This is a genomic window from Synechococcus sp. Tobar12-5m-g, from assembly GCF_024345415.1.
GTDB lineage: Bacteria > Cyanobacteriota > Cyanobacteriia > PCC-6307 > Cyanobiaceae > Regnicoccus.
Map to the genome: position 1 here is coordinate 99,095 of NZ_JAGQBB010000002.1, position 26,171 is coordinate 125,265.

Genomic DNA, 26,171 nt, shown 5'->3' on the forward strand with positions numbered 1-26,171 from the left:
CCCTAACCCCAAAGCCGCCGCCGTGGGGACGCCGCCAGCAGGCTGTGGGTCTCGGCGAGCAGGTCGGGAATCGCCAGGCCATGGGGACAGCGGGGCAGGCAGGCGCCGCAGCGCTCACAGGCCCTGGCATCGAGCGCTTCCCACCAGTGACCGGCCCGGCCGATCAGGTTGTAGCGCTCACCGGCGAAGGCCTCCATGCCATGGCCAATCGCCAGGTTGCGCAGGCGGAGCAGCTCGGGAATCGGCACCGCCTTCGGACAGGGCAGGCAGGCGCGGCACTGGCCACAGCGCTGCAAGCCCAGTCGCTCTCTGGCGGAGGCGGCGAGCCGCTCCAGGGCGCTTGTCTCTGCCGGGTTCAGGGGGCCGCCTGCGCCCGCCAGGCGCAAGGCCCAGGCCAGGTCGGCGGGCCTGGCGGCGCCAAGGCTGAGGGTGCTGATCCCTGCGGCCAGCAGGAAGCGGTAGGCCAGCTCCAGCGGCAGGAACGGCGCGCATTGCTCCAGAAGTTCAGGCGGGGGGTCGTAGAGGCGGCCGCCCTTGTCGGCGGGGGAGATGGCCAGCACGCCGATGCCGGCGGCCAGGGCGCGGCGGGCCAGGGGCAGACGCTCCTGATCGAACAGGTGCAGATGGAGGCTGCAGAAGCCGAAGCGGCCGCTGGAAAGGGCGGATTCGATCAGCGCGGTGCTGCCGTGGCTGCTGAAGCCCACCTGCCCCACCAACCCTTCGCCCAGGGCCCAGCGCAGCAACTCCGCCCCTTCCCCCTCCAGGGCCCAGGCCAGGTGCTCCGGCCGGTTGAGGCCGTGCACGGCCAGGTTGTCGAGCCGCTCCACCCCCAGGCGCCCGAGGCAGGCCCGCAACTGGGCCCGCCCCTCCTGCAGACCCGGGCCGGGCAGGAGCTTGCTGGTGATCACCACCAGTTCCCGTTCAACCGCCAGGCTGCTCAGCGCCCGGCCGAGATACCCCTCGGCGGGTCCATAGGCGGGGGCCGTTTCCAGATGGTTGATCCCGGCGGCCAGGGCGGCTGCCAGCACCAGCTCCATCTGATCGGCGGAGTCGAGCGCCCGCATCGTGCCGAGGCTGAACAGGGAGACGGCCGGACCCTGGCCGAAGGGTCGGCGGACCGGCCTCGGCTCAGCCGGGGCCACCGGAGGGGCCACTGGGCAGATCCGGTGGGGATGGGGCTGGCGGCTCAGGGCCAGCTTCAGGTTCCGAATCCCCCTGGCGTTGGGAGCGGCGAAGGTTGCGGATCAGTTCCGCCGGGCTGACCCGATCGAGAAAACGGCGAAAATCCTCCTGGTCTTCGGCGTCGGCCTCGGCGTCGACGGGGATCGAAGCATCCGACACCACCTCCTCGAGCATCCAGATGCCGGCATCGGTGCGCAGGGCCAGGGCAATCGCGTCACTTGGCCGGCAGTCGATTTCCAGAGGTTGGGCGGCGGCGTTGCTGAGCTTGAGCACGGCGCGGAAGGTGTTGTCCTCGATCGCATGGATGATCACCCGTTCGAGTTTCAGCCCTCCCGCCTCCAGCAAGGTGGCCATCAGGTCGTGGCTGAGCGGGCGGGGCGGCGCCTTCCCACCCATGCCCGCCAGGATGTTCTGGGCCTGGGCCTGGTCGATCCAGATCGGCACCTGACGCCGGCCGCAGGGATCGCGCAGCAGCACGATGGGGCTGCGACTGGCCGCATCGAGCGCGATGCCGGCAACGCGCATTTCAACCATCGCGCCGTCCAACCATGGTCTTGCCGCGCTTGCCCATTGGCCATTATGGGCAGGTCCTCCAACAGGCCGATGTTCACCGGGTTGGTCCAGGCGGTGGGTCGGTTGCGACGCCAGGCCCGCGGCGTGGTCGTGGAGGGACTGGCAGGGGAGTTCTCGATTGCCCTCGGTGACAGCGTGGCGGTCGACGGCGTCTGCCTGACCGTGGCGGAGCTGCAGGCCGGGGGCTTCCGGGCCGATGTCAGCGAGGAAACCCTTCAGCGCAGCACCCTTGCCGCCAAGGCGGCGCTGGGGGCAGCGGTGAATCTGGAGCCTGCCCTGCGACTTTCCGACCGACTCGGGGGCCATCTGGTCAGCGGCCACGTCGATGGACTCGGCGAGGTGACCGGCATCGTGCGGCAGCCAGGCTCCTGGCGGCTGGAGCTTCGCTGGCTTGATCCGGCCTATGGCCGCTATGTGTGTGACAAGGCCAGCGTCGCCGTCGACGGGATCAGCCTCACGGTGGCCAGCGCCAGCCCCGGCGGGGAGCGGTTCTGGATCGCCGTGATCCCGCTCACCTGGGCCAGCACCACCTTGGGCCAGCGCCGGGTGGGGGATGCAATCAATCTCGAAGCGGATCTGCTTGCCAAGTACACCGAGCGGCTGCTCGGGGCAGGCGCTGCACCCAGGACAGAACGGTCGGGCGCTCCGATGGCCGCCGCGGAAATCGAGCCTGGCTGGCTGGCGGAACAGGGCTGGGCTTAAGCAGGCCTGCGGGCCTCGACAACCGTTTAAGAGGTTGTGTCCTCGAGGGGAAGCAGCCAGATCGCACCGGTGTCCTCGTGGATCTGGATCTGGAACTCCTGGCCGGGCTCCAGCCCCAGGCGGCGGGTGTAGGCGTTACCGATCAGCAAATTGCCGTTGCCATGGACGCGGGTGCGGAAGTCGGCCTGGCGCCCCTTGCTGACCGGGCCACCGGTGGCCATGCCCCCCAGTCGATACCCCTTCGCTTCCACCAGGGCGCGATAGAAACTCTTCTTGAGCAGACGGCCATTGGGGCTGACATACCCGCAGGCCCTGGCGATCACATCCTCCGAACAGCTGCTCAGGCTTCGGGCCTTCTCCAGCAGCGCTTTTCCCTCCAGCATCGGCGTACGCATCGTGGCTATAAAGCTCTCCGGAGTTTAGGCCGCTCCGCGAATGTTGCCCCCTTCCCAGCCAATGAAAACACTCAGAGCAGATAGAGGATGCCGAACAGAACAAGCCAGATCCCATCCACGAAGTGCCAGTAGAGCTCGGCGGCCTCGACCCCGAAGTGGTGCTCGGGGGTGAATCGGCCCGGAACCCTCGCCTGCCACCAGACGATCAGGATCATCAGGGCCCCCAGGGACACGTGCAGTCCATGGAAACCGGTGAGCGCGTAGAAGGTGCTGGCGTAGAGGTTGTCGGTGAGGCCGAAGGGCAAGGAGAAGTACTCCACCATCTGTCCGGCCAGAAAGGCCAGGCCAAGGCCGGCCGTGATCAACAACCACAACCGACAGGCCCCGTTCCTGGATTGCCTGAGCTCGCTGGCGGCGCGGTGGAAGGTGAAACTGCTCGCCACCAGCAGGGCGGTGTTCAGGGTCGGGAGGATCAGCTCCAGCTCGTAGGTGGCCCCCGGGGGCAGGGGGTTCACGGCCCGGAAGGTGAGATAGGCGGCGAAGAAGCCCGCGAAGGTCATCCCATCGGCCACCAGGAAAGTGGCCAGGCCGAACATCCGCAGATCGCGGTGCTCCCCTTCGGCCCCGTGGTCCTCGGTTTGTCGACTGGTCGACGGGTCGGTGCGAGACGTGAGTGTGGTCATCGTTTCAACGGCCCTCCGACCAGATCTGCAAGCCTGACACCGCCTTGAGATCGATCTGACCCTCCGGTACGCCATAGCCGTAGGGATGGGTCACCAGGGGGGCCGGGCCGTTCCAGTTGGCCACCGGTGGCGGCGAACTGGTGAGCCACTCGGGGGTCAGGGCATTCCAGGGGTTGTCTCCAGCCACCTTGCCGGCGATGGCGCTCCAGGCCACGTTGATCAGGAAGGGGAGGGTGCTGACCGCCATCAGCAGGGCCCCGACACTGCTGAGCTGGTTCAGCAGGGTGAACTGGGGGTCGTACTCGGCGACACGGCGGGGCATGCCGTTGAGACCCAGCCAGTGCTGGGGGGCAAAGCAGAGATTGAAGCCGATGAAGGTGAGGAGAAAGTGCAGCCTGCCGAGCTGTTCATTGAGCATGCGGCCAGTGAACTTGGGGAACCAATGATAGATCGATCCAAACACCACGAACACGGTGCCTCCATACACAATGTAATGGAAGTGTCCAACGACGAAATAGGTGTCATGGACATGAATATCGAATGGAACCTGGGCTAGGGCGACGCCGGTGATGCCACCAAAGACGAAATGCACGATGAAAGCGCAGGAAAACAGCATCGCGCTGTTCAAGGCGATCTTGCCTCCCCAGAGGGTGGCCAACCAGTTGAAGAACTTGATCCCGGTGGGTACGGCGATGAAGGCGGTGGCAATCGTGAAGAACAGCCGCATCCAGGGTGGTGTGGCACTGGTGAACATGTGGTGTGCCCAAACGATCAGGCCCAGAAAGACAATGCCAAGGATGGAGTACACCATCGTGGTGTAGCCGAACAGGGGCTTGCGGGCATGAACCGGCAGGATTTCGCTGACCAATCCGAAGGCCGGCAGCACCATGATGTAAACCGCCGGATGGGAATAGAACCAGAAGAGGTGTTGGTAAACCACGGCGTTGCCACCGAGGGCCGGGTTGAAGAAGCCCGTGTGGGCGATGATGTCGAAGCTGAGGAGCACCAGGGTTCCCGCCAGAACAGGGGTGGCCAGCACCACCAGAATGCTGGTGCCCAGCATGGCCCAGCAATACATCGGCAATTGCATCATGCCCAGGCCTGGCCTCCTCATCTTCAGCACCGTGGCAATGAAATTGATGCCACCGAAGATGGAGCTGCCGCCCAGAAGCAGCACACTCAGGATCCAGATCACCTGTCCGGTTGCCGGTGTGGTGAGGCTGAGGGGTGGATAGGCGGTCCAGCCGGACTGGGCAGCACCGGCGATGAAGTAGCTGGCGATCAGCAGGAAACCGGCCGGAGGGATGAGCCAGAAGGCCACCGCATTGAGCCGAGGGAAGGCCATGTCCCGAGCTCCTACATAGAATGGAATCAGATAGTTGCCGAAAGCTCCGTTCACAACCGGCACGATCCAGAGGAAGATCATCACCGTGCCATGCAAGGTGAGCACTTCGTTGTAAGTCTCGCGGGGGAGAAAATCAGAGATCGGGCTGAGCAGCTCCACCCGGATCATCCCGGCGAGGGCGCCACCGATCAGATAGAAGAAGAACGACGTGACCAGGTACTGAAGGCCGATCACCTTGTGATCCAGGCTGAAGCTCAGATAGCGAAGCCAGCCCTCCGGCTGAAGTCCGCGCGTCTGGGAGATCGGGGGTGGCAGGGTGAGGGTCATCGTCGCTGAACGGTGCGGAGAAAAGAGCTGATCAAAACCGCCGAAAGGGCTCAGCCGGTGGAGAGGGGAGGAAGGGAAGCCAGGGTGGCGGGTCGATTGGAGGCCAGCCAGGTGTCAAAGGCCTGGGGCTCATGCACCACCACGGTGGAACGCATGCCGCCGTGGTAAGGGCCACAGAGCTCTGCGCAGATGATCGGATATTGGCCAGGAAGGGTGGGGGTGAAGGTCAACACGGTGGGCTGGCCGGGAATGATGTCCTGCTTCAGGCGGAACTGGGGGACCCAGAAGGCATGGATCACATCCCGGGCTTCCATGCGCAGCTCCACCGGCTGACCAGCCTTGACATGGAGCTCACCGGTGGTGAAATCACCCTCGGGGTAGTGAAAGAGGAAGGCGAACTGCAGAGCCGTGACCTCAACGGGCAACATCCCTGCCGCGGGTCCGCCGGGGGAGCCGATGCCACCCCATAGGCGAGGTTCGACCTCCTGGCTGACCGGTCCCTCCACGCTTGCCGGGGTGACGGCCGAGGCCATGGCCCCATGCATCGCATGGGGGTCAGCAAGAGGAATCATTCCTCCCATCCGGTCATAGATGTCGTAGCTGTAGATGCCCACAAACAACACCACGATGGCTGGGATGGCCGTCCAGAAAATCTCCAACTGAAGATTTCCTTCCACCGCCACTCCGTCGCCCGGGTCGCCATCACGACGGCGAAAACGCACCAGACTGAAGATCAACAAACCGACCACACCCAGGAACAGAATGGTGCCGATCGTGAACAGAACACCGAACAGTTCGTCGTAGAGGGGGGCGTTGGTGCTGGCTGCCGCCGGCAGCAGATTGACGTTCTGACCAACCCAAAGCCCGCTCAGGACAAGGATCATGCCCAGGACCAGGGTCACGATGGCGGAGGGAATGGGCATGACCCGGTCGCTGAGGCGTTCAGCCTATGGCGTGGCCGAGCTTCCCCGGGTGCCGTGCGATAAACAGCAGCGCCCGTTCTCAGAGCCGTGAGCGATTCCACACAGACCAGTGGTGTCTTGGCCCCCGCGAACGCTGTGGAGTTGAAGTTGAAATTCGATCGCTAGCTTGTCTGCCATGACATTTGGTTTGCTCTTTCTCAGTTCCCACCTTGTGGTGGCCCTGGTGTCCCTGGTGGGCATCGGCGGCGCCACCCGTGTGATGGAAGCCGGCCTGGCCTGCCCCGACTGGCCCCTCTGTTATGGATCCCTGCTGCCTGGCGGAAGGATGAATCTCCAGGTGTTCCTGGAATGGTTCCACCGCCTCGACGCCTTCCTCGTTGGAGTCGGCTTGCTTGTACTGTTCGTTGTCAGTCTGATTCAGCGCCAACACCTACCCCGCTGGCTGCCCTGGTTGAGCGGAGCGGCCCTGGTGCTGGTGGCCCTGCAGGGTGCCCTGGGGGCGTTCACGGTGCTGCAGCTGCTGCGATTCGACCTGGTCACGGCCCATCTGGCCACGGCCTTGGTGCTGGTGGCCCTGCTCAGCGGGATCCACCAGGGCCTGGTCACTTCACTCCAGGCACCGGCCCAGGGGCTCATCCAGGTGCAGGCCGTGGCCCCCGGGCACCCCTCTGCCCCCCCGTGGCAGGCGCCCTGGTGGCTGGCGGCCGCCGCGGCGGCTGGGGCGGTTGTTGCCCAGGCCGTGACCGGAGCCCTGATGGCCAGCCAGTGGGCCTCCGGCAGCTGCCTGGCAGCTGGTGAGGCCTGCGGCTGGCTTTCCCTTCACCGACAGTTGGCGTCCCCCGTGGCCGGTGCCGTGCTGCTGCTGGCCAGCACGATGGTTCTTCTGCCAGGGGCCCAACGGCGGCTCTGGCGGTTTGCCGTGGCCGCCGCCGCCCTGACGGTGCTGCAAGTGCTGCTCGGCGTGTTCACGCTGCGGCTGGCCCTGGCTGTTCCCCTGGTCACCGTGGGACACCAGATCACGGCAGCCTTGCTTGTGGCCGTGCTTGCCGCCCTGGCCGTCCGGGGCTGGCGATCCGCCGCCCCCAGCCCGGTGCTCAACCTCCTCCCCCTGCAGACATCCCATGGTTAGCGCCAGCGTGGCCTCGATTACGGCGGCACCTGCCCTCAGCCGCGATCAGCTGGTGCCCTCCAGGGCCAAGGTCCGCCTGCCGGCCTGGCTGGAAATCGCCAAGCCCCGCCTGATCCCCCTGCTGCTGGCCACGACCCTGGGGGGCATGGCCCTGTCGGAGGGGTGGCCCGTGGCCGCTCCGCGGCTGGCCTGCACCCTGGGGGGCGGGGCCCTGGCGGCCGCGGCCGCCGGCGTATTCAATTGCCTGTGGGAGCAGGAGCTCGACGGACGCATGCAGCGCACCAGCGGCCGCGCCCTCCCCTCCGGCCGCCTCTCCCAGGCCACCGCCTTCAGCCTTGCCGTGGCGCTCACCTGCCTGGCGGCGGGGCTGCTGATCGTCGGGGTGAACGCTTTGGCGGCCAGTCTGGCGTTGCTGGGGTTGTGCAGCTACGTGCTGCTCTACACAGCCCTGTTGAAACCCCGCACCACCTGGAACATCGTGATCGGCGGGGTGGCCGGAGCCATCCCGCCCCTGGTGGGTGCCGCAGCGGCCACTGGCCATCTGGGCCTGGGCAGCTGGTGGTTGTTCAGCCTGGTGATGCTCTGGACACCAGCCCACTTCTGGGCCCTGGCCCTGCTGCTCAAGGAGGACTACCGCTCGGTGGGCATCCCGATGCTGCCGGTGGTCAAGGGGGTCGTTCACACCACCTGGGCGATCGGCCACTACGCCCGCGCCACGGCGCTGATCAGCCTTCTCGGCGTCCTGGCCCTGCCCACTGGAGGGCTGCTCTACGGCGTGCTGGTGCTGCCGTTCAATGCCCGCCTGCTGCAGATGGGTCAATCCCTCAAGCTGACGCCCTGCGATCCGATCGCCGCCAGGGGCCTGTTCCGCTGGTCGATCCTGTATCTGTTCGGCCTCTGCCTGCTGCTGCTGCTGGCACGGCTGCCGGCCGCCGCCGCCTTCAGCACCCAGACCTGGCAGCTGCTGGTGGGGGCCTATCCGTTCCTGTCCCCCTCGACCCTCTGAGCGCCGGCGCCCTTTCTAGATTGAATCGTCAGATCGGCCCGAGAAGGCTGTCAGCAGCGGTGCCAGAACCAGTGATCGAGCTTCAGGACCTCCACAAGCGCTTTGGCCCGGTCGAGGCCCTCGCCGGCCTGAACCTTCAGGTGCCCCGGGGAACGCTCTATGGGCTGCTGGGACCCAACGGTGCCGGCAAGACCACGGCGCTGCGCATCCTCTGCACCCTGCTGGCTCCCGACGCCGGCAGCGTCCGGGTGGCCGGGCTCGATGCCCTGGCCCAGCCCCGGGCCGTGCGGGAGCTGCTGGGCTACGTGGCACAGGAGGTGGCGATCGACAAGATCCTCACCGGCCGGGAGTTGCTCGAACTCCAGGGGGCGCTCTATCACCTGCCGGCCAGCCGCCTGCAGGCCCGCCTTTCCGAGCTCAGCGCTCTGCTGGGCATGGACGACTGGATCGATCGCCGCTGCGGCACCTACTCCGGTGGCATGCGTCGCCGCCTCGACCTGGCCAGCGGCCTGCTCCATGACCCGGCCCTGCTGGTGCTGGATGAACCCACCGTCGGTCTGGACATCGAGAGCCGGGCGGCGATCTGGCAAGTGCTGCGTCGATTGCGCGACCAAGGCACCACCGTGCTGCTGAGCAGCCACTACCTCGAGGAGGTGGATGCCCTGGCCGACCGGCTGGCCATCATCGAGGGGGGCCGGGTGATTGCCGAGGGCAGTCCCACCGGCTTGAAGAGCGCCCTCGGCGGCGATCGGGTCACCCTGCGGGTGCGAGAGTTCAGCGACGAGGCGGAGGCCGCCCGGGTGCGCCAGGTGCTGCAGAGCTGCCCCGGCATTCAGCAGATGGTGGTGAACCGGGCCCAGGGCCATTCGCTCAACCTCGTGGTGGAGAACGAGGCGGTGATCGAGCCGTTGCGCCGCCAGCTGGCGGCGGCCGATCTGCCGGTGTTCTCCCTGTCCCAGAGCCGGCCAAGCCTGGATGATGTCTACCTCCAGGCCACCGGCCGCACTCTGATGGACGCGGAGCTGGCGGTGGCCGGCAGCCGTGACCCCAAGGCGGAGCGCAAGCAGGCCATGCGCTGATTCGAGAACCCACTTCTTCCTTGCCGATCCAGCCATGACCAGCGCTCCCACCCTCACCGCTCCCCAGCCGGCGGCGCCCAGCGCCGAGCGCTCCGCCATGGCCGATCTGAGCCAGGAGACCCTAGCCCTGACCAAGCGGTTGTTCCTGCAGCTGGCTCGGCGGCCCTCCACCCTGGTGGCGGGGGTCTTGCAGCCCTTGATCTGGCTGGTGCTGTTCGGGGCGTTGTTCGCCAAGGCCCCGGAGGGCCTGCTGCCGGGTGGGATGAGCTACGGCCGCTTCCTGGGCGCTGGGGTGATCGTGTTCACGGCCTTCAGCGCAGCCCTCAATGCCGGGCTGCCGGTGATGTTTGACCGGGAGTTCGGTTTCCTGAACCGGTTGCTGGTGGCTCCCTTGCGCTCGCGAAGCTCGATCGTGATCGCCTCGGTGCTGTACATCACCAGCCTCAGCCTGGTCCAGAGCATCGCGATCATGGGCACAGCGGCGCTGCTGGGCTACGGCTGGCCGGGGGCCTACGGCCTGGTGCTGGTGCTAGTGACCCTGCTGTTGCTGGTGTTCGCCGTGACCGGCCTCAGCCTGGGACTGGCCTTTGCCCTGCCCGGGCACATCGAGCTGATCGCGGTCATTTTCGTGGTCAACCTGCCGCTGCTGTTCGCCAGCACCGCATTGGCACCGATTTCCTTCATGCCCACCTGGTTGGGCTGGCTTGCGGCCCTGAATCCCCTTACGTTCGCCATAGAACCGATCCGCGCCGCCTACGCCGGCCACCTGTCGCTCACCGAGGTGGTCCTGGAAGCTCCCTACGGGGATCTCACCGGTGCCCAGTGTCTGCTGGTGCTGGCCCTGCTGGCCGTCGGTTTGTTCCTCCTGATCCGGCCCCTCCTGGATCGCAAACTAAGTTGAGTTCCACCGTGTCTCTCTCCTTTCCGGATCCGTTCTCGCCGTCCCCCCTGGCGGCCCCCTGGCTGGATCATCCAGGCAGCAGCCGGCAGGAACTTCTTGCGGCACTGCAGCGCCAGGACGACCCCGCCGTCGCCAGCCTTTCGGCCCGCTGGGCCCATCGCCATGGGGTGGAGTCGCTGCAACGGCTGATCCAGCAGCTGGAGGTGGACTCCGGGACAGCAGCGGCAGACACCGGTCCGGCGTCGATCAGCGTCGAAACCCCGGCCCAGCGGCCCGCCCGTCGGTTCCAGCCGATCCGCCGCCTGAAGAGCCTGGTGCGCGACTGCATTGATGAGGTGGCCAGCACCTTCCAGGAGGACACCGACGACCCCGCGGTTAAATCGCAGGAGGCCGCACCCCAGCCCTTGTCCCTGGCCCGGCCACCGATCCATCCCGACCTGGCGGACCTCCGGTCCTGGTTGCCCGATCACCGCGACGACCAGCATCGCCGCGCCTCCTGAGCGCGCTTCGCTTCCCCTGCCCTTCTGGTCCGTGCCCCGTCCTCCCCTTGCTCCACGGCTCAGCCGCGCCGCCCTGCGGGGGGGGCTGATCGTGTCGGTGCAGGCACCGGAAGGCTCACCGATGCGCCACCCCGACGTGATCGCGGCGATGGCGGCAGCCAGCCTGGCCCGGGGGGCGATCGGCGTGCGGCTGGAGAGCCCCGAGCACATCGGAGCGGTGCGGCGCCGCTGCCCCCAGGCCCTGATCGTCGGGCTGTGGAAGCGCACGTTCAGCGACAGCGCCGTCTACATCACGCCGGGCTGGGGGGAGATCCAGGCCGTCTGGGCGGCGGGAGCGGATGTGGTGGCGATCGACGCCACCGGGCGTATCCGGCCGGGTGGGCAGGACCTCGCCCTGCTGATCGAGCGCGCACATACCGACCTGGGAGCCCCCCTGATGGCGGATGTGGACACCTTGGCCAACGGCCTGCGGGCCGGGGCCCTGGGTTGCGACTGGGTGGGGACCACCCTGCACGGCTACACGGACGAAACGGCCTCCAGCAGCCCCCCGGCCTGGGACCTGCTGGAGCCCCTGCGCTCCGGCCTCCCGGCGGAGGTGGCCCTGATCTGCGAAGGCGGAATCGCCAACGCCGGCGACGCCTGTCGGGCCCACCGGCTCGGGGCAGACGCGGTGGTGGTGGGCACCGCCATTACCGGTGTGGACCTGCAGGTGGCCGCCTACGTCAGGGCGTTGGGGAGCTGAGCGAGGCCGCTCACATCATCCCCGGCATGCCCATCCCACCCATTCCGGGCATTCCCATACCGCCCATACCCCCCATTCCTCCCATCCCGCCCATGCCACCAGGGGCTGGCGGCGCTTCGGGTTCGGGCTTGTCGGTGATCACCACTTCGGTGGTGATCAACAGGGCGGCGATCGACACCGCATCCTGGAGGGCCAGCCGCACCACCTTGGCGGCATCGAGGATGCCGGCGGAGATCAGGTCTTCGTAGTCGCCGGTGAGGGCGTTGTAACCCTTGCCGCTGCGAAGCGCTTCGGCCACCACCACCACGCCATTGGCGCCGGCGTTGTCGGCGATCTGGCGCAAAGGAGCCGAGAGCGAGCGCTGCACGATCTGGGCGCCGGTGCGTTGATCCCCCGTCAGCCGTGCGATCAGGCCGTCGAGGTCAGAGGCCAGCTGCAGCAGGGTGCTGCCACCCCCCGGCACGATGCCCTCCTCCACCGCCGCGCGGGTGGCGTTGAGGGCATCCTCGATGCGGAGCTTGCGGTGCCGAAGTTCGGTTTCGGTGGGAGCCCCGACCTTGATCACGGCCACGCCGCCGGCCAGCTTGGCGATCCGCTCATTGAGCTTTTCGCGGTCGTACTCCGACTCGGTGGCCTCCAGCTCCCGCTTGATCGAGGCGACCCTCTCCACCACGGCGTCGCGGTGGTCTTCGTTGCCGACGATCGTGGTGCTGTCCTTGCTGATCGTGATCCGGCGCACCCTGCCCAGGTCGGCCAGGGTGAGCTTCTCAAGGGTCATCGCCCGGTCTTCGCTGATCAAGGTGGCGCCGGTGAGGATGGCGATGTCCTGCAGGGCGGCCTTGCGACGCTCGCCGAAGGCGGGGGCCCGCACGGCCGCCACCTGCAGCACCCCGCGGTTCTTGTTCACCACCAGGGTGGCAAGGGCCTCGCCCTCCACCTCTTCGGCCAGGATCACCAGGGGCGCCCCCGCCTTCGACACCATCTCCAGCACGGGGATGAGGTCGGCGATGGCGCCGATCTTGCGGTCGGTGACCAGCAACAGGGCGTTCTCGAAGTCACAGACCTGGCGGTCGGCGTCGGTGACGAAATAGGGGGAGGAATAGCCCCGATCGAAGGCCATGCCCTCGGTGATTTCAAGCTCCGTGGCCAGGGAGCGGGACTCCTCGACGGTGATCACCCCGTCGGTGGTCACCTTGTCCATGGCGTCGGCAACCATCTGGCCGACCAGCTCATCGCCGCCGGCACTGACGGTGGCCACCTGGCGGATCGCCTCACCAGCCACCGCCTGGGACAGCCGGGCGATGCCGGCCACCACCTCGGCGGTGGCGGCCTCCATGCCGCGTCGCAACCCAACTGGATTGGCGCCGGCAGCCACGTTGCGGAGGCCCTCCTGGACCAGCGCCTGGGCGAGGAGGGTGGCGGTGGTGGTGCCATCCCCGGCCTTGTCCTTGGTTTTGGAGGCCACCTGCTGGATCAGCTTGGCGCCGAGGTTCTCGAAGGGATCCTCCAGTTCGATCTCCTTGGCGATCGTCACGCCGTCGTTGACGATGTCCGGGGCGCCGAACTTCTTCTCCAGCACCACATTCCGGCCCCGCGGACCGATCGTGACCTTCACCGCATCGGCGAGGGCATTCACCCCGCGCTCCAGGGCGGCGCGGGATGCATCCGAGAAGCAGATCAGTTTGGCCATCGGGTGGAGAGGGGGCACGCCATGGGAGTGCCCAGAAAAGGGAAGATCCCAGGCTCCCACGGCAGCGTGGAGGCTGTCAGCGGATCGGGGGTGGGGAAAGCCGAATCGGGCCCTTGGCCTCGATAGGGTCTAGGCATGGAGGAGTTGATCACCCCCAACCTGGCCGGCGCCTTAGGCGATGTGGCCGCCGATCCGGCGGCTGGCCCCAGCGTGATGGCCTTCGTGATCATCACCGGCCTGGGCCTGGCGATGGCGGTGGTGTACGTGCCGATCCGGCTGTTCCTGACCCTGACGGCCCGCAGCCGCCGACTCAAGCTCCTGCAGCGTATCCGCCGCCTGCGGGAAGAGTTGGGCCAGCCGATCGAGGGCTGAGCGTTGCCGGAGAGCTTCAGGCCATCAGCATGCCGCCATCCACCTGGAGCACCTGGCCGGTGATGTAGGCGGCGGCGGGATCGGCGGCCAGGAACCGCACGGCGCCGGCCACCTCCTCGGGCTGGCCGAGCCGCCCCACGGGAATCGCCTTGAGGATCGGCTCCGGATCGAGGCCCTCGGTCATGTCGGTGGCGATGAAGCCAGGAGCCACCGCGTTCACGGTGATGCCGCGGCTGGCGAATTCGGCAGCTGTGGAGCGGGTGAAACCGACCACGCCGGCCTTGGCGGCGCTGTAGTTCGCCTGGCCGGGGTTGCCCGTCAGGCCCACCACCGAGGTGATGTTGATGATGCGGCCACGGCGGGCCTTGAGCATGGGGCGGCTCACGGCACGGGTGCAGAAGAACACGCCGGTGAGGTTCAGATCGATGACCGCCTGCCAGTCGGCGGTCTTCATGCGCAGCAGCAGCCCATCGCGGGTGATGCCGGCGTTGTTGACCAGCACGTCGAGGCGGCCGCTGCGCTCCAGCACCGCCTGGATCAGGCCGTCCACCGCCGCTTCCTTGGCCACATCGGCCGCCAGGGCGTAGGCCCGGCCTCCCGCCGCCACGATCTCGGCCACCACGGCCTCGGCGGCGCTGGCAGAGCGGGCGTAGTTCACCACCAGCTCAGCCCCCTCCGCCGCCAGGGCCAGGGCGATCGCCCGGCCGATGCCCCGGCTGGCCCCGGTGACCAGGGCGGTCTGACCGGCTAGGGGGGTGGCGGCGGCGGGCATCGGGGACGGAGCGCTTGGCCCCAGCGATCGTATGCCGTCGCTTCCGGGGTGGCTGAGCGGGGAACTCAGTCCTGCATGGTCTCGATGCCCACCAGGGCCCGACCGAGGATGGACGTGAAGCTGCGCAGCTGCTCCTGGCTGCCCATCACCACCAGCATCTGCCCGGGGGCCAGCCGAATCTCGCCGCCAGGGTTGGCGATCAGGCGCGCCTCCTCCTGGTGATAGGTGGTGCCGCGGTAGCTGTAGGGATTGCTCACCTTCGGGGCCGGGGTGCGGATCGCCAGCACCATGGCCCCGGAGCGGCGTCCCAGTTCCAGCTCGGCCAGGCTGCGGCCATCGAGGTCGCCGAGCAGGGATCCGTCTTCGCTGAGCTGGAACTCCTCCACCTCGCATTCGGAGCTGGAGAGCAGGTCCATGAACCGCACCGCCAGGGGCCGGAGGGCCGTTGCGGCCATCGTGCGTCCACCGGCCACGTAGGGGCTCACCACCTGGTTGGCGCCGGCCTGCAAGAGTTTGCGCTCTGCTTCGTCGCTGTCGCAGCGGGCGATCAGGCGACACTTGGGGGCGATGCCCCGGGCACTGAGCACCACATAGAGATTGGCCGCGTTGCTGGGCAGGGCCGCCACCAGGCTGCGGCAGCGGAGAATCCCCGCCTCCAGGAGGGTTTCATCGAGGGTGGCATCGGATTGCAACACCGTGATGCCGCGGTCTTCGGCCGCTTCCTTTTGGACCTGATCCATTTCGATCACCAGCAGGGGAACCCCTTCGCTGGTGAGCTGTTGTGCGATTTCGCGGCCGATGCGGCCATAGCCACAGAGAATCACATGGTTTTCCATGGTCATGAGAAAGCGGCGGAAACTGTTCTCGCGCATCCGGCGGAAGTAGCCGGATTCGCTGAGCCCGAGCAGGCTCTGGATGGTGACCTGCACCACCACCAGCCCCCCCACGAGCGCGAAGGTGGTAACGAAGCGGCCAGCGGCGGAGAGGGTCTGGGTGGTGCCGTCACTCCAGCCCAGGGTGCTGAGAATGATCAGCACCATCCAGTAGCAGTCGCCCCAGTCCCAGCCTTCGGTGAGGCGGTAACCCGCCGCCGCCGCGTTCACCACGAAGACGAGGGAGAGCAGCGGGGTTTTCCACGGCTTCGGGTTCCGGGCAGACGGAGGGCGGCGGCGAAAGCGCAGCAGCAGGGGGGTGGGGTTGGAGGGGGGCATCCAGCGGAGCCGTTGGGGAATTGGCGCTGATGGAGGTGCCGTGGATGCAGGTGCCGCCTATGCAAGCCCCAGGGCCTGCATCACCGCCGCGACGCTGAGCCGATCGAGGGAGTCGGCGGAGCCGATACCTTGTACCCCCTCACGGAGCGGCAGGCTGTCGCCGCTGCGACCCAGGGCCACCAGGGGGGTGCCCGTCAGCAGGGCCAGCTCGGTGACCACGGGATCACTGCTGAGCACCACATCGGCGGCGGCCACCTGGGCGGCCTGCTGAACCGGGCTGCCGCCGCTGGCGCTGATCACCCGCAGATCGGCGAGGCGGGCCCGGATCGCCGCCGGCAGGGCCTGCCAGTGGGCGGCGGGCCAGTCGGCGCCGGTGCTGGCTGCCGCGGCGGGTGCCAGCAGCAGCACGGGGCCGCTGCCGGAGGGCAGCGCAGCGGCGGCGGCGGCAAGATCCGCCTGGGCCAGGCCGAGCCGGAAGGCGGCGGCATCGAGCGGCACCTCGATCGGGCTCAACCAGGCCTGCAACGCCTGGTTGGGCCAGCCAGCACCCGGGGAAGCGGTGGCTTCGGCGGTGAGCCGGATGGTGGCAGAGAAGCCGGTGCGGGCGATCCGGGTGGGGATGTGGGTGAGCGAGAGCAGCAGATCGAGCGGCCAGCCGGAGGCCAGGTTGATCGACAACTGAAAGTCGGGCTCGCGAACGGCGCCGAGCAGGTTGGCCCACTCCGCCAGGCTGAGCCCCGGGGCAAAGCTGAAGGGCAGCACCTTCTCCACCGCCGGCACCAGCTTCCAGACCGCCGCAGCCTCCGCAGGGCAGGCCACCTGCACCTCGGCCCCGAGCTGGTCGGCGACGGCGGCAACGGCCGGGATGGTTTGGAGTTGGGTTGCGCTGCCGCCGGGAATCAAGAAAAGAACACGCATCTGGGCGGCGGCTGGCAGGCGTGGCGCGAGCTGATTGTATGGATCGGATCCGGTTTTGCCGCCTCAACGGGAGTCGCTTGTGCATTTGCTGATCGCCGCCGCCGGCAGCGGCCGCCGCATGGGCGGCGAGGGCAACAAGCTGCTGCTGCCGCTGGCCGGCCGCGCCGTGCTGGCCTGGACCCTGGAGGCGGCCCTGGCCTGCCCGTCGATCCGCTGGATCGGCGTGGTGGGCCAGCCGGTCGATCAGGACGCCGTGGAAGCCCTGATCACGGCCGCCGCCCCGGATCGGCCCGTCCGCTGGATCGTCGGCGGCGCCAGCCGCCAGGAGTCGGTGAGCAGGGGGCTGGCCGCCCTGCCGCCTGGCGCCAGCGGCGTCCTGGTCCATGACGGCGCCCGGTGCCTGGTGACCCCTGAGCTGATCGGCCGCTGCGCCGAGGCGGTGGAGCAAGGTGAGGCGGTGATCGCCGCCACGCCGGTGAGCGACACGATCAAGCGGGTGGATGGCCAGGCCATGGTCGCGGCCACTCTGGAGCGCTCCGAGCTCTGGGCCGCCCAGACCCCCCAGGGATTCCCGGTGGAGGCGCTGCGCCAGGCCCATGGCCAGGCCCACCAGCAGGGCTGGTCGGTCACCGATGACGCCGCCCTGTTCGAGCGGCTCGGCTGGCCGGTGCGGGTGATCGCCGCGCCGGCCTCGAACATCAAGATCACCACACCGTTCGATCTGACCCTGGCGGCGGCCTTTCTGGCCGAGCGCGCCGCCAGGAGCTTGACGTGCCCAGACGATCCCCACCACGTCTCCAAAGGTTCTCCAAAATCCGCCCAAAACCCACTGAAAGCAATGGATCTGGGCGAGACAATGGGGCATGAACATGCGTAAGTCCGAGACCTTCCGCGCCTCGACCCCGGGGTAGATCACCTTGACGCCGCCCTCGCCCTTCGACTTGCTGACGGGCAACCAGCATCCCCACAACTGCCAAGCGGCCCTGGATGGAGACCGCTAGAAGATCGTGGGGATCGGCGTGAGCAACCAGCCGCTGGATGTGGAGCATCTGGAACCGGTGCTGGAGCACACGATCGCCAACCCAGATCAGGCACCCCAGGCATTCATTGCCTATGCGGGCTGCTGGGGTGAGGACAACGCCATGTCCGCAGCCGAGCGGGGCGTGGATCCCCCCATTCCCTCCGGCCGAAGGAAGCACGGCCAGCCGCCGCCACCATCCAGCGCCCCGATCCCCAATAGAGCAAATAGGCGAAGATTGGGTCGCAAGCAAGTTTCTCAGGAACAAAGGCTCGGCATCAGGCGCCTTCCCCTAGGCGGGCTGGAGAAGATGAACGAACAATGGATGGCTTGGTGCCTCACTGACAACATCAAAATGTTGCCCCTGTTCCGCAGATTGCCGACGGTTGCCTTAGGCGGAAGGCCTCCGCTGCCGGTGCGGGAGCCGATGATCCTCTGGGGTCAACGGGAGTGAGCTGCCCACCGCAGTGCTCATCGACTCAGCGAGTGCTGGTGCTCAGTTTTGGGAGGCGGTTCAGGAGACAAACTCCTAGGCTTAAAGTGCCTGGTGGAGGGAGCAAGGCTTACAAAGTATTTGTTCAGGAAGATCTCCAGACAGGGGTGAGGAGGATGGAGACCGTATGGGTTCAAGATTCGATCCTGCAGGTGACCAAAGCGGTGGCCTCGCGGGCGGCAGGGCTGCTGATTCGTGATCCTGCCGTTGATCCGCGCTGCCCCGACTCATCCGACCTCGACTTTGTCGTGCTAGCCGACATCGCTGAGATGCGATCCGAACGCCTGTCGCTGGTCACCGCTGGTGCCGGTCCGGTCTTGGCTGACCTGACCTGGTTACCCTGGGCCTGGGTGGTCAACCCCGAGGAGGCCGCAACGCGAGGCTGGGTGCCGCACCGGCTGCTCTCCTCAAATGTTGTTTGGGACGAGGGTCGAGAGATCGCCACGTTGTGCGACGCGATTGCGCAACATATGGCCCGCCCCGAGATACAGAGCCGGCGTGTCTCAGTATTTCTCGACACCGGCTTCCAGGCTGTGCGCGAAATCGGCATCACCTGGGACTTCCCAGCGCTGGGGATGTTCTGGCTGCACATGGCTTATGCCGCATGTCTGGCCGCGCTCGCGGATGGTTTGCACATGTTGTGCCCGAACATCTTCACACGGCCGTTCGACCATCTCGACAGGGTGGAATTGAACGGTCACCCCGGCCTGCGCCTTCGCTGGATTGAGGCGCTGCGCCTGGACGACGAACTCGAGCCGCTGGTCGAGCGGCTGCTTCGCTGTCACGCGCTGATGTCCAGTCGATTCCCCGAACCATGCTGGCCCGCCTCCATTAGAGAAGGGGTGCGCTTTGAGTACCGTTACTGGGTGTCGCACCAGGAGTTGGCTTGGCGGATTCGCACGGCCCGTGAACTCGCCTTGCGTGGTGACTGCGCTGCAGCGGTTTTCCACCTGCGCTTTTGCGCCTATGCGGTGGCTCGGCTGCCGGTGGTGCATGAGCGGGCCCTGGAAGGCATCAGTGGGTCCTTTCTGCGGCCTGAGAAAGCCATGCTGCCTGATCTGAAGCGCCTGGCGCCCGAGATCATCGACGACCTCAGCCTGATGCTCGCCGGCCCAGGAGCGCTGCTGGCGAGTAACGTAAAAATAAGCATAGATAATCTGCTTGAATTCCGTGATAATGTCTGCGCGAGCCTTATTGCTCAGGGGATACCGATCGCGCCGTTGAAGACCTGGGCTCCCTATCAAGTCGTCATGCCCTGATCCACAAGAGGAAACTCCATGTCAAATCTGAGCGAAGTCTGCACCCTCTGTAAAGCCGAGATTAACAGCGCGTTTACAAACCCGCGCCCCCCTGCAGTCAACATCGGCCCAAACCAGCATGTTTCTGGTCCTTGTTTCGTGGCTGACGAAATTGTCTTTACCGGCACCAGCCGCTTGATCTTCGACATCAACCTCGAGAGAGACGAGTATGCCGTGATTTGCCGCAAGTTGACGATCAGCGGCGGCGGCAAGCCCGGCAACCTCAACCCCTGCAACCCTGGCGATCCTGGCACGCGTTACAACACCAACGTCATCACTTGGGACCTCCGCCTGAAGTCCGCCGCCGCCGGCCCGGACGTCAATCCGCCCGCTGCGGCGGCCAGCGGCAACGACGACGGAATGCCCGGCAAGAATGGAATCCCTGGCAATCCCGGCAAACCCGGAGTGGACCTGCGCATCGGTGGAGAGAAAGAGAAGCGGCCGATCAAGCTGGTCATCGTTGCGCTCCAGGTTGAGGTGATCAACGGCGGCAACCTCGTGATCGATTGGGCTGGCCAGGACGGCGGTGATGGCGGCAAGGGCCAGAACGGGGGCAAAGGCAACAAGGGCACGAAGGGCAACGATGGCGAGGATGAAAGCTGGCCCAGCAGCGGCTGCGACATCGGCACCGGCACCGGCGGCGAAGGCGGCCCGGGTGGCGCCGGCGGTGAAGGTGGCCCCGGCGGCAAAGGCGGGGACTCGGGTCAGCTGGTGATCGTCAGTCTGCCCGCCCTGATGGCATCGACTGGTGTCTTCAACGACCCGTCCCGGATCACGCTCGTCACCCAGTCCTACGGCGGCAAGGGCGGTCCCGGCGGGCGCGGCGGCGATGGTGGCCCCGGCGGCAACCCAGGCAAGGCTACTAGCGAATGCGGCGTCGGCCAGCCGGGCATCAAGGGCACTTCCTTCGTGGCGCTGGCCGCGAGCCAGGGCGCGGCCGGCAACCCCGGTGCTGCTCTGACGACGCAGTTCGAAGTCATCAAGGCGGAGTGTGCCACTTCGCTGCCCGCGCCGCTGATCTTCGATAGCAGCAATGTGCTGCCGCGCGACATCCGACGCTGCTTCTCGGGTGCGGCCACCGACACCATCACCCTGACCGGCAGCTATCTGGACCAGGTCGTTGCGGTCGGTTCGAACCTCACCGGAGTGACCGCGACCATCAAGCCGGCGAGCAACGACACCCAACTGGTGCTCGAGGTCACCGCGGCGGCCAACTCCGGCTCGGGCCTCGGCGACCTGGTCTTCACTTACCTCTTCCCGGGCGCATCCGCGACTCAGAAGCTTTCTGGAGCCATTAGGATTGGAGTGTGTACCCTCACCGGCGTCTCAACGTCCAGCGGCGCCCAGGGCACCACGGTCCCCAACTTCACGGTCACCGGAACGTCCTTTGACGTCAGTGCGGCGTCGCACGACATCGTGGTCAGTGGCAACGGCGTGAATGCGGTGAATGTCCAGGTTGTGGACGAGCAGACCATGAAGTGCGATCTCGTCATCGAGAACAACGCCACCAAGACCCAACGTTCGGTGACGGTGAAGGCCGGGACATGCCAGCACACCCTGCCGAACGTCTTCACGGTGACCTGAGCAGGCCTGGCCGCCCCCGGAGGATCCTGCCGTGATCGCAGGGAGCGAGGCCGCCGCCGTGCGTTCGATCGAGCGCGCGGCGGCCTACCTGCTAGCGCAGGCCGTAGGCCACTTTGCCGAGGCGGCGCACGAGATGAACTTCTTGCACCGTGCTGGCTTCACGGGCCTGGCCGAGCGGCAGTCTGGCGACCTGTTCGCCCGCGCCACGCTGGCCCACCTTTTCCTGGACATTGCCGGCGCGCTGCCTCAAGCGTCCTTTGCACAGGAGTTCCAGGCCATCGCACGGCACGAGGCCGACGCGCTGGCCGCACGCAGGCTGGCCCATCGCCGCGGCGGCTGGAGCTACTTTCCCGGGCTGCCCGAGTTGCCGCCCGACGCCGACAGCCTGGCCGCCGTGCTCTCGCTGTTCGTGCGCATTGCCCCTGAGCTGACCCCCCTTTGCGAAGGTGCTGTCGATGCGGTCATTGCCGGCACGCACCCCGACGGTTCCTTCGAAACCTTGATCGTCGCACCCGAAGATGACGGCCGCGAACGCATGCTCTGGGGCATCCGCCATTGCTGGGGCAGCGGCAGAGACGTGGACGTGGTCGCGCACTTCTGTCATGCGCTCTGGCTTTGGGCGCCCGAGCGCCACATTGAGCGGGCACGCCAGGGTGCACGCTATCTGCTTGATCAGCAGCGGCCAGACGGCTCCTGGCAGGCCACCTGGTACGTCGGTCCGGCCTATGGCACAGCACTCGCCCTGAGGTTGCTGCGCGAGACCGGCCTTGGCGTCACTGCCTCAGAACGGGCCGTGAGATTCTTGCTCGCCAGCCAGCAGACCGATGGTTGCTGGAGCGTGGGCCCTTCGGGCTCTCTGCAGACAGCGCTGAGCCTGCTTGCTCTCGGCGAAGCCGACATTGACCTTACCCATGGGGCGATGCGGCGTGGATGCGAGGCCCTGGTGACACGCCAGCTCGCCGACGGCAGCTGGCAGGCTTCGCCCTGGATCCGAATGGAGATCGGCCGCGCCACCGGCAGAACTCTTGCCATCGCTACTTATAAAAGTGTGACCGTGACAACTGGCTTCTGCCTGCGAGCCATCGCCTTTGCTCAAGCACGGATGAATTCAGCTCTCAGCCAGTAGAGTAGTGCGTGGCGCACAAGTTCAAGCCGATCGGAATCGAAGAACACAGCATCTCCGATGAACTCAGAGGGGGGCGTCGAAGCCAGTTGGGCGAGAAACTTCGACTTTGCGATCACTCTTGAACGGTGGAGAAGCTTCCCCGCCGAATCGTGCGCTCCGTGATGATCCCGAACCAGCGCTCCAGCTGCTTGAGGCAGAATGCGTAGGTCGGCAAGGAAGCGGGGCCGCTGCGCTAGCCAGTCCCAGAACAACGGTTCAGTGGAGAGTTAGCAGCCATCAAGCTTCCGCGCAGCCGTGACTCTCTTGCCGGTGGGGCTGCAGTGGATTTGTTCTGCAGAGCCCGGTTGCTCCCATCAAAGACCTTTTCCTCCTTGTCGATGCGAGGCCGACCCGGCCTGAGCTCGTCATGAAGCCCCTCCAGACCGACGCCCATGCGCAGGGCGCTCGTAGTCGGCAGTGAGCGTGAGTTGGCAATGGTCTGCCTGTGCTGAGTCTCGTTGTCCCTGAGAACCAGCAGTAGTATCGGTCGACCAACAGTTATGGATGTGATGTAACGGCCATCTTGGAAGCCATTAGATTTTTTCGATTATTTCTAAAATCCATACCAGTTCAGCAGGCTGAGCTGGCCGGTGGCGCCATCCAGCCGGGCCCGGCTGCCGAGCGGCAGGGCGGCGTTGCCGGGGGCATGGCCCACCGGCAGACGTCCAACCACGGGGATGCCCAGGTCGGCGCTGCGCTCCCTCAGCACCTCCTCCAGGCTGAAGCGGTGCTCCGGCGGTTCGCTGGTTTCACCGATGTCGGTGTCGGTGTCGGCATCTGACTCGGTGTCGGTGTCGGTGTCGGCGGGATCCTCGCAGCCGGCGAAGCTGCCGAAGCCGAGGCCGGCCAGCTGCTGCAGGGCCCCGCAGAGCCGCCAGTGGGTGAGCAGCCGCTCGATCCGGTAGGGGGCTTCACCCACGTCTTCGAACACCAGCACCGCCCCGGCCAGGGGGGGCAGGAACGGGGTGCCCAGCAGGTGGGTCGCCACCGTCAGGTTGGCCACCAGCAACGGGCCCTCGGCAACGCCGCCCCGCCAGGGCTCGCCCTGCAGGGGGGGCAGGGGCTCCCCAAACAGCAGGGCCCGCAGCCGCTCGCGGCTCCAGTCCGGTTCGGCGGCGAGGCCGGTGACCATCGGCCCGTGGATGCCGCCGCCGATCCCCCGGGCCAGGCGCGCCCAGAGCAGGGAGGTGACATCCGAGAAGCCCAGCAACCAGCCATCGCTGGCGGGGAGGTCCTGCTCCAGCAGCCGGGCCGAGCCCCAGCCCCCCCGCACGCAGGCCAGCAGCCGCGCTTCGCCCTCCAGGTCGGCGCGCCGCTGGCGGTCGTCGCCGGCCAGGTACCCCCAGCGGCGGGCGGGGTCGAAGGGTCGCTCCACCTGCAGCCCCCAGGCTTCCAGAAGCGCCACCCCCTGCTCGAGGCAGGCGGGGTCGCCCAGGGCGGAGCTGGCGGCCACCAGCCGCACCGACTCGCCGGCCCGCAGGGGCGGCGGCGGGGCCAGAACCGGCGCGAGCCGTGGACCTGGGCCGCGGGAAGGGGAACCTGGCATCAGCCGCGGCTGGCCACCAGGGCCAGCAGCAGCAGGCCGCCGAGCTGGACCTGGTGGCGGAAGTGGGCGGCGAAACGGGAGCGGGGGGGATCGCCCCGCAGCAGCACCGCCTCCCGCTGCATGCCGACGGCGGCGAGGCCCCAGAGCGGCCAGAACGGCCAGGCCACCCCCTGCAAGGCAGCGGCGACGGCCAGCAACAGGGCCGTCAGGGCGTAGCAGATCGCCACGGCCGCCGGGGCGGCCGGGCCCAGACTGAGGGCACTGCTCCTTAGGCCGAGGGCAGCGTCATCGCGCCGATCCGCCATGGCGTACACGGTGTCGAAGCCGAAGGTCCACAGCAGGGTCGACAACCACACCAGCAGCAGCGGCCAGCCGCCGCCACCCGCCCCCCAGAGCCGTCCTGTGGCGGCGGCCCAGGGGATCAGCACCGCGAAGCCCCAGCAGACCGCCAGAACCAGCTGGGGGAAGGGGAACCAGCGCTTGGCGGAGGGGTAGAGCAGCACCGGCGGCAGGGTGGCGAGGGCCAGCAGGAGCGCCAGCCCCCGCCCGGCCGCCGGCAGCAGGGCCACCACCAGCAGGGCCACCCCCAGGCAGAGCACCAGCAGCACCATCGCGCTGGCCACGGTGACCCGGCCGCTGGCCAGGGGGCGATCCCTGGTGCGCTCGACCAGGGGATCGAGGCGGCGGTCCCAGAGGTCATTGGCCACGCAGCCGGCGCCGCTGACGCCGAGGCCGCCGAGTGCGATCAGCCCGACCAGAGCCGGCGCGGGCGGCCCCGCCGGCAGCAGCCAGAGGGCCCAGCCGGCGGGGATCAACAGAATCAGACGACCACTGGGCTTGGGCCAGCGCAGCAGCTCGATCCAGCCCCACAGGGCGGCGCGGATGTGCATGGCGGCAGGTTAGGGACGCAATGGCAAAGTGACGCCGTCTGCGCCGGGCCGTCGATCGGATGCCAGCCTCCCCTGCCGCCCTGGATCCGTCGTCGCTGCGGCAGGTGGCCGCGATCGACATCGGCACCAATTCGATCCATCTGCTGATCGCAGCCATCGATCCGGAGCTGCGCAGCTTCCGGGTGGTCCAGGCGGAGAAATCCAACACCCGGCTGGGGGAGCGCGATCCCGAAACCGGCGAGCTCACCTCGGCGGCGATCGAGCGGTCCCTGCTTGCCCTCGGCCGCTACCGCGACCTGGCCCACAGCCATGGCGCGGAGCAGATCCTCACCGCCGCCACCAGTGCCGTGCGGGAGGCGCCCAACGGCCGGGCCTTCGTGCAGCTGGTGCAGGAGCGGCTGGGGCTGGAGGTGGACCTGGTGAGCGGCCCGGAGGAGGCCCGGCTGATCTACCTGGGTGTGCTCTCCGGCATGGCCTTCGGCGACCAGGCCCACCTGATCCTCGACATCGGCGGCGGTTCCACGGAATTGATCCTGGCCGACGGGCGCGACGCCCGCGAACTGACCAGCACCCGGGTGGGAGCGGTGCGGCTGCAGCGCGATTTCGTCGATCAGGATCCCCTGCCCCCAGCCCGGCTGGCCTTCCTGCGGGCCTTCATCCAGGGCTCCCTGGAGCCCGCCGTCGACAAGGTCCGGCGGGCCCTCAAGCCGGGCGAAGTGCCGGTGATGGTGGCCACCAGCGGCACGGCGATCACCCTGGCGGCCCTGGCGGCCACCCAGGAGGCCCGGCCGCCGCAGCGGCTGCAGGGATTCCGGGTCAGCCGGGAGCGCATCGATCAGATCGTGGATCAGCTGGCGGCGATGACCCTGGAGGAGCGCCGGGCGATCCCGGCAATCAATGAACGCCGGGCCGAGATCATCGTGCCCGGTGCCCTGGTGCTGCAGCAGGCGATGGCCATGCTCAAGGTGCGGGAGCTGGTGATCAGCGACCGGGCCCTGCGGGAGGGCCTGATCGTCGACTGGATGCTGCGCCATGGGTTGATCGTCGATCGCTTCAGCTTTCAGAGCAACGTGCGTCAACGCACCGTTGAAGACCTGGCCCGCCGCTTCCGCGTCGACCTGGCCCGGGCCCGGCGGGTCGCCGCCCACGCCCTGGACCTCTACGACCACTGCCAGGGCCTGCTGCACCACGACCGCGGCGAGGGGCGCCAACTGCTCTGGGCCGCCGCCATGCTGCACACCTGCGGGCAACACATCAACATCAGCGCCTATCACAAGCACAGCTGGTACCTGATCCGCCATGGCGACCTGCTCGGGTACTCCGAAACCGAGCAGGTGATGGTGGCGGCGATCGCCCGCTACCACCGCCGCAGCCTGCCCAAGAAGCGCCACGAGGCCTGGCTGCAGGTGCCCACCGGCGAGCAGCGCCAGACCGTGAACGCCCTGGCGCTGCTGCTGCGGCTGGCCGCCTCCCTCGACCGCCGCCCCACGCCGGCGGTGCAGGCGATGAAGATCGCCATCAAGGGCGGCCAACTGAAGATCGGCCTGCAGGCGGCCACCCCTGGCCTCGACCTCAGCCTGGAGCGCTGGAGCCTGGAGGCCTGCGCCGAACCCCTGGCCGAAGCCAGCGGCGTGAAGCTGGTGGTGGCAGCTGAGCCGGCCCGGACCAAGCTGAAGGCCGGTGCGTGAGGGCTGGGCTGGTCAGGAGCCGCCCAAACACAACTAGGA

25 protein-coding genes and 1 pseudogene are annotated in these 26,171 nt (G+C 67.6%); 14 read left to right on the forward strand and 12 right to left on the reverse strand.

The features are described from left to right. Window positions 1-2 precede the first annotated feature (2 nt). Both KBY66_RS02305 and KBY66_RS02310 read right to left on the reverse strand, forming a co-directional pair. Window positions 3-1,064, reverse strand: a complete 1,062-nt coding sequence (locus tag KBY66_RS02305; RefSeq protein ID WP_255087641.1) for an aldo/keto reductase — start codon at window positions 1,062-1,064, stop codon at window positions 3-5. A gap of 64 nt (window positions 1,065-1,128) precedes the next feature. Beyond that, window positions 1,129-1,716: a bifunctional nuclease family protein gene (locus KBY66_RS02310; protein WP_255087526.1), complete on the reverse strand. Its 588-nt coding sequence runs from the start codon at window positions 1,714-1,716 to the stop codon at window positions 1,129-1,131. Between the two features lie 69 nt (window positions 1,717-1,785). On the opposite strand from KBY66_RS02310, the gene KBY66_RS02315 reads away from it, so the two are divergent. After that, window positions 1,786-2,457 (forward strand): riboflavin synthase, encoded by a 672-nt coding sequence (locus KBY66_RS02315; protein WP_255087642.1) that lies wholly within the window; start codon window positions 1,786-1,788, stop codon window positions 2,455-2,457. A gap of 26 nt (window positions 2,458-2,483) precedes the next feature. On the opposite strand, the gene KBY66_RS02320 is transcribed toward KBY66_RS02315, so the two are convergent. The 4 genes from KBY66_RS02320 to KBY66_RS02335 all read right to left on the reverse strand — a co-directional run bounded on the left by KBY66_RS02320 (window position 2,484) and on the right by KBY66_RS02335 (window position 6,130). Beyond that, on the reverse strand, window positions 2,484-2,840 hold the full coding sequence (locus tag KBY66_RS02320; protein ID WP_255087643.1) for an AbrB family transcriptional regulator: 357 nt from the start codon (window positions 2,838-2,840) through the stop codon (window positions 2,484-2,486). An 83-nt stretch (window positions 2,841-2,923) separates the two neighbouring features. Then, window positions 2,924-3,535, reverse strand: coding sequence for a heme-copper oxidase subunit III (locus tag KBY66_RS02325; protein ID WP_255087527.1), 612 nt, complete (start codon window positions 3,533-3,535; stop codon window positions 2,924-2,926). Between the two features lie 4 nt (window positions 3,536-3,539). After that, the gene (gene ctaD, locus KBY66_RS02330) at window positions 3,540-5,207 is read right to left on the reverse strand and encodes a cytochrome c oxidase subunit I (protein ID WP_255087528.1); all 1,668 of its coding nucleotides are present in this window, start codon (window positions 5,205-5,207) and stop codon (window positions 3,540-3,542) included. A 50-nt stretch (window positions 5,208-5,257) separates the two neighbouring features. Next, entirely contained in the window at window positions 5,258-6,130 is an 873-nt protein-coding gene (locus KBY66_RS02335) for a cytochrome c oxidase subunit II (protein WP_255087529.1), read from the reverse strand. Window positions 6,131-6,305: 175 nt separating this feature from the next. On the opposite strand from KBY66_RS02335, the gene KBY66_RS02340 reads away from it, so the two are divergent. From KBY66_RS02340 to KBY66_RS02365, 6 genes are read left to right on the forward strand one after another with little or no spacing between them, the layout of a single operon-like run. Then, window positions 6,306-7,259: a COX15/CtaA family protein gene (locus KBY66_RS02340; RefSeq protein ID WP_255087530.1), complete on the forward strand. Its 954-nt coding sequence runs from the start codon at window positions 6,306-6,308 to the stop codon at window positions 7,257-7,259. Next, the gene (locus KBY66_RS02345; RefSeq protein ID WP_255087531.1) at window positions 7,252-8,265 is read left to right on the forward strand and encodes a heme o synthase; all 1,014 of its coding nucleotides are present in this window, start codon (window positions 7,252-7,254) and stop codon (window positions 8,263-8,265) included. The genes KBY66_RS02340 and KBY66_RS02345 overlap by 8 nt, the downstream gene beginning before the upstream one ends. Window positions 8,266-8,324: 59 nt before the next feature. Then, window positions 8,325-9,344 (forward strand): ATP-binding cassette domain-containing protein, encoded by a 1,020-nt coding sequence (locus KBY66_RS02350; protein ID WP_255087532.1) that lies wholly within the window; start codon window positions 8,325-8,327, stop codon window positions 9,342-9,344. Between the two features lie 34 nt (window positions 9,345-9,378). Further along, the gene (locus KBY66_RS02355; protein ID WP_255087533.1) at window positions 9,379-10,245 is read left to right on the forward strand and encodes an ABC transporter permease; all 867 of its coding nucleotides are present in this window, start codon (window positions 9,379-9,381) and stop codon (window positions 10,243-10,245) included. Window positions 10,246-10,253: 8 nt separating this feature from the next. Further along, the gene (locus KBY66_RS02360) at window positions 10,254-10,745 is read left to right on the forward strand and encodes a hypothetical protein (RefSeq protein ID WP_255087534.1); all 492 of its coding nucleotides are present in this window, start codon (window positions 10,254-10,256) and stop codon (window positions 10,743-10,745) included. Between the two features lie 31 nt (window positions 10,746-10,776). After that, the gene (locus KBY66_RS02365) at window positions 10,777-11,487 is read left to right on the forward strand and encodes an N-acetylmannosamine-6-phosphate 2-epimerase (RefSeq protein WP_255087535.1); all 711 of its coding nucleotides are present in this window, start codon (window positions 10,777-10,779) and stop codon (window positions 11,485-11,487) included. Between the two features lie 10 nt (window positions 11,488-11,497). Here the strand turns inward: KBY66_RS02365 and groL are convergent, their stop codons facing one another. Further along, window positions 11,498-13,177, reverse strand: coding sequence for a chaperonin GroEL (gene groL / locus KBY66_RS02370; protein ID WP_255087644.1), 1,680 nt, complete (start codon window positions 13,175-13,177; stop codon window positions 11,498-11,500). Window positions 13,178-13,312: 135 nt separating this feature from the next. Here groL and KBY66_RS02375 point away from each other — a divergent pair, with 135 nt between their 5' ends. After that, window positions 13,313-13,549 (forward strand): hypothetical protein, encoded by a 237-nt coding sequence (locus KBY66_RS02375; RefSeq protein WP_255087536.1) that lies wholly within the window; start codon window positions 13,313-13,315, stop codon window positions 13,547-13,549. 16 nt (window positions 13,550-13,565) lie between these two features. Here KBY66_RS02375 and fabG read toward each other — a convergent pair whose 3' ends face one another. The 3 genes from fabG to KBY66_RS02390 all read right to left on the reverse strand — a co-directional run bounded on the left by fabG (window position 13,566) and on the right by KBY66_RS02390 (window position 16,450). Beyond that, window positions 13,566-14,321 (reverse strand): 3-oxoacyl-[acyl-carrier-protein] reductase, encoded by a 756-nt coding sequence (fabG, locus tag KBY66_RS02380; protein ID WP_255087537.1) that lies wholly within the window; start codon window positions 14,319-14,321, stop codon window positions 13,566-13,568. 65 nt (window positions 14,322-14,386) lie between these two features. Further along, a complete protein-coding gene (locus KBY66_RS02385) occupies window positions 14,387-15,532 on the reverse strand; it encodes a potassium channel family protein (protein ID WP_255087538.1) in 1,146 nt (381 codons plus the stop codon). Between the two features lie 57 nt (window positions 15,533-15,589). Next, window positions 15,590-16,450: a glycosyltransferase family 9 protein gene (locus KBY66_RS02390; protein WP_255087539.1), complete on the reverse strand. Its 861-nt coding sequence runs from the start codon at window positions 16,448-16,450 to the stop codon at window positions 15,590-15,592. Between the two features lie 79 nt (window positions 16,451-16,529). On the opposite strand from KBY66_RS02390, the pseudogene ispD reads away from it, so the two are divergent. The 5 genes and pseudogenes from ispD to KBY66_RS15665 all read left to right on the forward strand — a co-directional run. After that, window positions 16,530-17,204, forward strand: a pseudogene (ispD, locus tag KBY66_RS02395) (2-C-methyl-D-erythritol 4-phosphate cytidylyltransferase); the annotation flags it as partial. A gap of 265 nt (window positions 17,205-17,469) precedes the next feature. Further along, the gene (locus KBY66_RS02400; RefSeq protein WP_255087540.1) at window positions 17,470-17,922 is read left to right on the forward strand and encodes a hypothetical protein; all 453 of its coding nucleotides are present in this window, start codon (window positions 17,470-17,472) and stop codon (window positions 17,920-17,922) included. Window positions 17,923-18,113: 191 nt separating this feature from the next. Then, entirely contained in the window at window positions 18,114-19,220 is a 1,107-nt protein-coding gene (locus KBY66_RS02405) for a hypothetical protein (RefSeq protein WP_255087541.1), read from the forward strand. A gap of 138 nt (window positions 19,221-19,358) precedes the next feature. Next, window positions 19,359-20,843: a hypothetical protein gene (locus KBY66_RS02410; RefSeq protein WP_255087542.1), complete on the forward strand. Its 1,485-nt coding sequence runs from the start codon at window positions 19,359-19,361 to the stop codon at window positions 20,841-20,843. A gap of 58 nt (window positions 20,844-20,901) precedes the next feature. After that, the gene (locus KBY66_RS15665; protein WP_255087543.1) at window positions 20,902-21,969 is read left to right on the forward strand and encodes a prenyltransferase/squalene oxidase repeat-containing protein; all 1,068 of its coding nucleotides are present in this window, start codon (window positions 20,902-20,904) and stop codon (window positions 21,967-21,969) included. A 592-nt stretch (window positions 21,970-22,561) separates the two neighbouring features. On the opposite strand, the gene KBY66_RS02425 is transcribed toward KBY66_RS15665, so the two are convergent. Continuing rightward, a complete protein-coding gene (locus KBY66_RS02425) occupies window positions 22,562-23,554 on the reverse strand; it encodes an LD-carboxypeptidase (protein WP_255087545.1) in 993 nt (330 codons plus the stop codon). Continuing rightward, window positions 23,554-24,444 (reverse strand): 4-hydroxybenzoate polyprenyltransferase, encoded by an 891-nt coding sequence (locus tag KBY66_RS02430; RefSeq protein WP_255087546.1) that lies wholly within the window; start codon window positions 24,442-24,444, stop codon window positions 23,554-23,556. The genes KBY66_RS02425 and KBY66_RS02430 overlap by 1 nt, the downstream gene beginning before the upstream one ends. Before the next feature lie 59 nt (window positions 24,445-24,503). On the opposite strand from KBY66_RS02430, the gene KBY66_RS02435 reads away from it, so the two are divergent. Next, a complete protein-coding gene (locus tag KBY66_RS02435; RefSeq protein WP_255087547.1) occupies window positions 24,504-26,132 on the forward strand; it encodes a Ppx/GppA phosphatase family protein in 1,629 nt (542 codons plus the stop codon). Window positions 26,133-26,171 lie beyond the last annotated feature (39 nt).